The sequence below is a fragment of the Nitratidesulfovibrio oxamicus genome (genome assembly GCF_015731765.1).
Classification (GTDB): domain Bacteria; phylum Desulfobacterota; class Desulfovibrionia; order Desulfovibrionales; family Desulfovibrionaceae; genus Cupidesulfovibrio; species Cupidesulfovibrio oxamicus.
In genome coordinates this window covers 1-7766 of record NZ_VRYY01000062.1, presented here as the reverse complement: position 1 = coordinate 7766, position 7766 = coordinate 1, and the positions used below count along the sequence as shown (strand labels likewise).

Annotated in this window: 5 protein-coding genes and 1 pseudogene; all 6 read right to left on the bottom strand. The window is 66.8% G+C overall.

What is annotated here, in order from left to right:
- The coding region (locus FVW20_RS02920; protein WP_196608223.1) for a DegT/DnrJ/EryC1/StrS family aminotransferase at positions 1-836 on the bottom strand (836 nt) is incomplete at its 3' end.
- Positions 837-1023: 187 nt separating this feature from the next.
- Positions 1024-1473, bottom strand: coding sequence for a cupin domain-containing protein (locus FVW20_RS02915; protein ID WP_196608222.1), 450 nt, complete (start codon positions 1471-1473; stop codon positions 1024-1026).
- A gap of 23 nt (positions 1474-1496) precedes the next feature.
- On the bottom strand, positions 1497-2606 hold the full coding sequence (rfbG, locus tag FVW20_RS02910) for a CDP-glucose 4,6-dehydratase (protein ID WP_196608221.1): 1110 nt from the start codon (positions 2604-2606) through the stop codon (positions 1497-1499).
- A 326-nt stretch (positions 2607-2932) separates the two neighbouring features.
- The gene (gene rfbF / locus FVW20_RS02905) at positions 2933-3715 is read right to left on the bottom strand and encodes a glucose-1-phosphate cytidylyltransferase (protein WP_007524976.1); all 783 of its coding nucleotides are present in this window, start codon (positions 3713-3715) and stop codon (positions 2933-2935) included.
- 466 nt (positions 3716-4181) lie between these two features.
- Positions 4182-7328: a bifunctional diguanylate cyclase/phosphodiesterase gene (locus tag FVW20_RS02900; RefSeq protein WP_196608220.1), complete on the bottom strand. Its 3147-nt coding sequence runs from the start codon at positions 7326-7328 to the stop codon at positions 4182-4184.
- Positions 7329-7422: 94 nt separating this feature from the next.
- Positions 7423-7766, bottom strand: a pseudogene (locus FVW20_RS02895) (DegT/DnrJ/EryC1/StrS family aminotransferase); the annotation flags it as partial.

Genomic DNA, 7766 nt, shown 5'->3' with positions numbered 1-7766 from the left:
GCGCCGGCAAGCCGCTGGCGGTAGCGCGCGGTCAGGCGCATGCGCGCCGGGGCGAATTCGCCGGGCAGGCGGGCCAGTTGCACGCGGCCTATGGCGGCCATGATGTTGCTCATGTGGTAGCGCCAGCCCTGCCGGGTAACGTCGAAATCCCAGCTGCGCTGGCCGGAGAAGCGTTTTTCCGTGTCGTTGGCCACGGACAGGAGGCGTGCGTCGCGGCACAGTTGGGCCACGGTCTGGTCGGCGGTGACGATGCACCCGCCCTCGCCGCTGGTGATGTTCTTGATGCCGTCGAAGCTGAAGCAGGCGATGTCGCCGAAGGTGCCGATCATGCGGCCATCGTGCAGGCAGCCGAAGGCGTGGGCCGCGTCCTCGATGACGCGCAGGCCGTGCTTCTGGGCAAAGGCGTACACCGCGTCCAGCCCGGCGGGGTTGCTGGCGTAATGCACCGGCATGATGGCGGCGGTGCGCCCGGTCAGGCGGCGCTCTGCGTCGGCGAGGTCGATGGTGCAGGTTTCCGGCAGGGCCTCGCAGGCCACGGGCACGGCCCCGGCCCCGCTGATGGCCTGGAACGAGGCCACGAAGGTCAGCGACTGCACCAGCACTTCCGCGCCCGGCTGCACGGCGGCCTGCACGGCCAGGTGCAGGGCGGCGGTGCCGGTGTTGGCGGTGACCACGTTCTGCGCGGGCACGCCGAGGTAGGCGGCGATGTCTTCTTCAAAGCGCTTCACTTCGTTGCCCATGCCGAGGTAGCCGTCCTCGAGGATGACGCGGCTGACGGCGTCGGCTTCGGCCTGGCCCACGATGGACCGGGAAAGACGCAAGGCGGGGGTGGTCATGGCGTGTCGCTCTGGTGTTGGCGCGGACGCGGGAGCGCCGCGAGGCAGGTTGTGGACGGGAAATTCGGTGTCGGCCCCGTGGTGGCCGTGGGGCCGCCACGGGGCCATCATGAAATCGGACTGGTGCGTGTGCGTGCTGTTGTGATGCGGGCGGCGTCCTGTGGCAACTATGCCCGCTGCCCGCCGCCTACCAGCGGTACGGAATCTCCGGCGCGTCTTTCGGCGCGCGTTCGCTTTCCGTGGGGTCGTGCGGAATGTCCGCGCAGTTGCAGATCAGCGCGGGTGTTTCGCCCACCGCCGTGAACCCGTACCACACCAGCGGCGGGATGCGCAGCAGCCGGTAGTCGTCCGGCCTGCCCAGCAGGAATTCTTCCGTCACCCCGAAGGTGGGCGAGCCGGGGCGGCTGTCGTGGATGACCACCTTCATCCGCCCCACGGGCACCGCAAAGTGCTGCGTCTGGCGGGTGTGGCGCTTCCACGCCTTTACCGCGCCGGGTTCCACTTCCGAGAAGTACAGTTCGCCGAAACTCGTGAACATGGGCGAATCGGGCCGCAGCATTTGCAGCACCGGGCCGCCCTCTGTCGGGATGACGCGCAGGTCCAGCGTCACCACCCCGTCAATGGTCGTGGCGTTCACGGCAGCATCCTTTGCGCGGCGGGCTATTTCGCCCAGGCAAGGCCCTTGGCGGCGGCCTTGTCGGAGTATTCCGCGATCTGGTTCATGGTGAAGGCGTACATGTCCGGACGGGCGGCACCCTGCGGCGCGTAGAACGCGCGGTACCATTCCGCCGTGAAGCGGATGGTTTCGGCAAAGTTCAGCGTGGCCTGCCAGCCAAGGTACGCCAGCGACTTGTCGCAGCACAGCTTGAGCAGGGTGCATTCCTTCATGCCCGCCTGCCCTGCGCGGTCCATTTCGCTGGCGAATCCGGGCCAGTACGGGGCCAGGGCGTCCACCACCTCGGCCACGTTGTTGTTCACGTCCGCCGCCGGGCCGAAGTTGTAGGCCTCGCCCGAAAGGGGGAACGGCCCCTGCTCGTTCAGCAGCAGCTTGGCACCCAGCCACAGGTAGCCGGAAAGGGGCTCCAGCACGTGCTGCCAGGGGCGCGTGGCCCACGGGCTGCGGATCTGCACGGCCTTGCCCTCGGCCCACGCCCGCGCGCAGTCGGGCACGATGCGGTCCGCCGCCCAGTCTCCGCCGCCGATGACGTTGCCCGCGCGGGTGGTGGCGCAGCGCACGCCGTTCCTGAAGAACGAGCGGAAGTACGAGTGCGCGATGATCTCGGCGCAGCCCTTGGACGCGGAGTACGGGTCCTCGCCACCAAGGTGGTCGGTTTCGCGGTAGCCCCACACCCACTCGTCGTTGCGGTAGCACTTGTCCGAGGTGATGCACACCACGGCCTGCACCGAAGGCGCGCAGCGCACCGCCTCCAGGATGTTCAGGGTGCCCATGGCGTTGGCCTCTATGGTGGCCGCCGGGTCGTCGTACGACTTGCGCACCAGGGCCTGCGCCGCCAGGTGGAACACCACCTCGGGCGCGAAGTCGGCCACGGCCTTGCACACCGCCGCGCGGTCGCGGATGTCGGCGCGGATGTCCGTGATGCGGGCGCCAAGGCCCATCTCGTCGAAATTGGCGGGGCTGGTGGGCACATCCACCGACAGCCCGGCCACTTCCGCGCCAAGCTGCAACAACCACGCGGTCAGCCACGACCCCTTGAACCCGGTATGGCCGGTGACCAGCACCTTGCGGCCGCGATAGGCATCTGCAAACATTGTATGTCTCTCCGTTCAGGGGAGTTTTGTCAGCCTCCGGCGGGCTGGGGGCTATGCCCCCAGCACCCTCGAAATATGGTAGTGCGGAGTCTGAGACGGGAATGAAACCAAGCCGGTTTTTTCAGATGGGATTTTCGTTCGCTGGCAAGGAAAACAAGCCCGCCATGAGGGAGTATACTCTTGCTGTATTCGACCGAATGGCGGGCGCAGTTTGACCGCTTTGCGCTCGATGCCCGTAAGGCTCTCAGGTTCGCCTAACGGGCACGCTTCGCGCCCTTCGGGTCGGTCCGCCAGCGGGCGAAAGGCCCATCTGAACCGTGATCAGGCTATACCTTGAAGCCCTTGGCCCAGGGCGCACTGCCCTTGTCCCACATGGCGTTCAGCTTCTGCCAGTCGCGCAGGGTGTCCATGCATTCCCAGAAGCCTTCGTGGGGGTACATGGACAGCTGACCGTCGGCGGCCAGGCGTTCCAGCGGCTGCTTTTCCAGGTCGCACGATTCGTCCTCGTCCAGGTAGTCGAGAAATTCGCGCTTGAACACGAAGAAGCCGCAGTTGATGTATTCGTTCAGCACCGGCTTTTCCTGCCAGGACAGGATGTTGCCGTCAGCGTCGGTCTGCACCGCGCCAAAGCGCGAGGGCATGCGCACGCCGGTGAAGGTGCCGATCTTGCCAGACTTCTTGTGGAACTCCACCAGCTTGTCGATGTCGATGTCCGACACGCCGTCACCGTAGGTGACCATGAAGCGGTCGGTGTCGATGTGCTGGGCCACCCGCTTGATGCGCGCGCCCTTCAGGGTTTCCTGCCCGGTGTCGCACAGGGTCACCTTCCAGTCGGTGCAGCTGTTGCACTCGTGGGTGGTCATGGCGCCGGTGGCGAGGTCCACGGTGAAGTCGGTGTTGCGGATGCGGTAGTCGTGGAAATACTGCTTGATCACCTCGCCCTTGTAGCCCAGCGGCAGGATGAAATCCTTGTGGCCGTGGCGGGCGTAGATGCTCATGATGTGCCACAGCACCGGGCGGCCGCCGATCTCGACCATGGGCTTCGGCTTGAATTCGGTTTCTTCGCGCAGGCGGGTGCCCTTGCCCCCGCACATGATGATGACCTTCATGCGATACCTCGTGATGGGGTAATGTGCTGTCGTCGTCCGGGTTGTTATAGCAGAACGCGCGGCGTTGCGGAACGGCCTGCTGCCCTGCGTGCCCGGACGGGTGTGGGCAATGTTGCCGGGGCCGGGGTGCGCAGGGTCGCGTGGTGCGCGCGGCATACGCGGCCTACGTTGCGCGGACGATGAAAACCGTGCAATGCGGCTGCGTTGCCGTTCGGATGTACGGGATGGAAGGGGTGCGGTGGCGTCATGATGACGTGCGGAACCTCCGTTCCGCGCGCGGGTGGGTGGCCGACAATCCGGGGGCGGCGCGGCACACTGGCGCGCCGCGTTTCCGCCGGAATTTCCGGCCCTTCTACGTGGCGTGCTAGATACGCTTGCGCGTGGCGCTTGTCCATAGGTGCGGCACGTGATTTTCGCGGGGGCAGTCCCCCCCGCCGTCCGGTTGGGGGCGGCGCGCCGGGTCTGCTCAGGGAAACCGCTTGCCCGCCTTCTGTTGACGCAGCAACTCCTCGAACTGCGCGGCGGGCACCGGAGGCGAGAACAGGTAGCCCTGCCCCCTGCCGCACCCCAGCGATTTCAGCAGCACGAACTGCTCCATGGTTTCCACGCCCTCGGCCAGCGAGATGACGCCAAGCCCGGCGGCAATGCCCAGCATGGCCCGCAGCAGCGCCAGCGACGAGGCGTCGGGCAGGTCCTTCACGAACGAACGGTCGATCTTGATGACGTCGAACGACAGCGATTGCAGGTACGACAACGACGAATAACCGGTGCCGAAGTCGTCCAATAGGATGCGCACGCCAAGATCCGTTACCGCGTCGAGCATGGTCCGGGCCTTGTCGATGTTTTCCATGTACACGGTTTCGGTAACTTCCAGAGCCAGTTGCGCAGCGGGTAGCCCGCTGGCGTCGAGAATGGCGCGGATGCCCCCCGACAGGTTGCCGCGTTGCAGGTGGCGCGCCGAAATGTTGCACGATACGCGCAACCGGCCCAGACCCGCTTCCGTCCATGCCTGCACCTGCGGGCAGGCCTGCGACAGCACGGCCATGTCGATGCTGGTGACAAGGCCCGTCTGCTCGGCCACGGGAATGAACTCGGCGGGCGAGACCAGGGTGCCGTCCGGCTTGCGCCAGCGCGCCAGCGCCTCTGCCCCCACGATGCGTCCGCTGCCCAGGTCCACCACAGGCTGGTAGTAGGGCACGATGTGCCCCAGCGTGATGGCGGGGCGCAATTCTGCCTCCACCTCCAGGCGGTGCTGGGCCGCGCGGGTCAGTTCCGGGGTGTAGAGGTGATAGGTGTTCTTGCCGGATGTCTTGGCCCGGTACATGGCCAGGTCGGCGCAGCGCACGAGATGTCCCCCGGTGTCTCCGTCGGCGGGAAAGGCGGCGATGCCGATGCTGACGCCAAGGTACACTTCGGAATGCGCCACGCGGAATGGCGTGGAAAATTCCGCGACGAGCCGTTGCGCCAGTTCGGCATGGGCCTCGGCTCCGCCTGGCGCCGCCGTGACGATGATGAATTCGTCGCCGCCAAGGCGCGCCACCGTCTCGTCGGGCCCCAGCACTTCCAGCAACCGCCTGCCCACCTCCATCAGCACCACGTCGCCCGTGGCGTGGCCCATGGAGTCGTTGACCAGCTTGAAGTCGTCCAGATCCAGCAGCAGCACGCCCAGCGGCTGTTCCGTGCGGCGGGCGTGGGCCAGCATGCCGTCAAGGGTTTCCAGCCCGCGCAGCCTGTTGGCGAGGCCGGTGAGCGAATCCGTGAAGGCCAGTTCCTGCAGCTGCGCTTCGGCCAGCTTCATGTCCGTGATGTCGCGGATGAAGGCCACCGACTGGCGGGTATGGGGAATCATGGTCACGGTCATGGCCACATGATGCAGCCCCCCGGCGGCGTCGATCAGCCGGGTTTCGTATTCGCGCGGGGCGGCAACGCCGTTGCGCCGGTCGGCATGGTACCCCAGCATGCGGGGCAGGTCGTGCTCGTGAAAGAAGCCGGTCCACGACGGGCGGTTGTCCAGGTCGGCCTCGCCCATGCGGACCAGCCGCAGGAATTCCGGGTTGGCCAGCGCGATGGTGGTGTCCTCGTTGATGAGGATGGCGGGCGTGCCGGTGTTCAGGAACATGGCCCGGTACTGCTCTTCCGACTCTTCCAGCATCCGCCGGGTGTGTTCCAGGTCGCTGATGTCGATGAAGGTTTCGAGCAGGTATTCCTTGCCCTTGCGCGATATGGGCACCACGGACTTCAGGATGTCCAGGTTGCCGGTGGCCGTCAGCAGGGTGCGCCTGGCATGATCCATGGGCAGCCCCAGGTCGCACACCGGGCATGCGCCTTCTTCCGCCGGGCATGCGAACTGGTGGCAGCGTCTGCCGGCCACCTCTGCGGCGTCGCGCCCCAGCAGCGCGCAGGCGTGGCTGTTGATGCTGACGATGGCACGGGTTTCGCGGTCCACCAGCATGACGCCCACCTTGAGGGCGTCGAGCATCTCGGACAGGAACTGCTCGTTTTCGCGGATGGATTGGAACGCCCACGAGGTGACCAGGGCCAGCCTGTCCAGTTCGTCGCCGCCCTGCGGCATGGTGGCCAGCCTGGCGGCGGGCACGTTGGCGGCAACCTGGGCGCTGAGTGCGGCAAGGCGCGACAGTACCCGGTTGTCAAGGAACAGCAGGCCTGCGATCAACGTCAGGATGCTGAGCGTCAGCACCACCAGCAGGCCGCTGTGCACGATGTTGCGGGCGGTTTTGCCCAGGGCGCGGGGTGCCTGGACGGTGACGGCCAAGGGGGCGCCGCCGCCAAGATCGGGCAGCACCGCTCCGCTCCAGATGGTGTCCGAGGTCGTGTGCACCAGAGGGGCGAAGGGGGCGGTGGCCGTCGCAGTGGCAAGTTCGCCCAGCACGGGGGGCAGGCGGTCCGGCGTGGCTGGCGCGATGCCCAGAACCAGCTCCGTCCGGTGCGAAAGTTCTTTCTGGTATTCCGCGTCGACAAGGCGGAACATCCACATCCAGCCGCGTGCTTCGCGGCTTTGTTGCGAATCGAGTACCGGGCGACACGCGGCCATCCAGATGTCGTCATCCAGATGCACCAGCCCCAGCGCGCCTTCTCGCGAACCGCCACTGGGCAGGCTGGCGGCATGCCGTCGCACGAAGGCGACAAGGGACGGCTCCGGCATGCCCAGCCTGTCGCTGACGGTGCCAGGCGCGGCGGCGTGCCGCACCGAGCCGTCCGGCGCGATGAAGATGATGGCGTCCAGGTGTTGGTCGCGAAAGACTTCGGGGGTGATGTTGCTTTCGATGTAGGCGGGGTTGCCGTCGGCCATGAACTGGTAGGAATCGTCCCACCATGCCCAGTCCTTGAGCAGGGCGTCCACACGCTGCTCGTCGTGCAGGATGGCGTTGCCCGCACGGTGCGCGTTGGCCACGGACAGGTCGTGTTCGAAGGCGTCGAGCCTGCCCACCACCAGAGAGCCGGTGGCCAGCACGCATATCAACCCCAACGCGCAGAAGATGCCGGTCAGCCCGATGGCGGCCCCGCCGCGCAGGCTGCGACGGGGGCCAGTTGTCCTCTGCAGGTCATCCGGTTGCGGACCCGCCGGGGAGCGGTCTGGAATATCCGTATGCATCGTTTCTGCCTATGAATTCGTCTGAACCATATTCCCAGAAATGATGCATGTGGCGAGTCTCGTCAACAGGTGGCCCGGGCGCTGACCGTCTTTACTACGCCTGACTGGCCACCTGCGCGAAAAACTCCAGCAGCGGACCTTCCGCGCCCTGTTCCACCACGCACGGCCAGTTCAGCACCTGCGTGCCCACCCGTTCCGACACCGGGCAGGCCCCGGCGGCATAGCCCAGCGAGGCCAGCCCTGCCCGTGCGCCCACGATGGGATCCATGAACCACGTCCATGCGGTGTGCACCCGCGTGTCCATTAGTGCTTTCAGTGCCTCGGCGCGGGGGTGGGTGAACGCCAGCCGGTGGGCGACGATGCGCAGCGCCGGGTCGGCATAGGCGGCGGGCAGGTGTGCGGCCAGCGGCGTGCCATGGGCGGCGGCGAGGTAGCGTT

Coding starts and splice junctions, on each gene's coding strand:
- rfbG (WP_196608221.1), bottom strand. CDS start 2,606: ATGTTTGCAGATGCCTATCGCGGCCGCAAGGTGCTGGTCACCGGCCAT.
- rfbF (WP_007524976.1), bottom strand. CDS start 3,715: ATGAAGGTCATCATCATGTGCGGGGGCAAGGGCACCCGCCTGCGCGAA.
- FVW20_RS02900 (WP_196608220.1), bottom strand. CDS start 7,328: ATGCATACGGATATTCCAGACCGCTCCCCGGCGGGTCCGCAACCGGAT.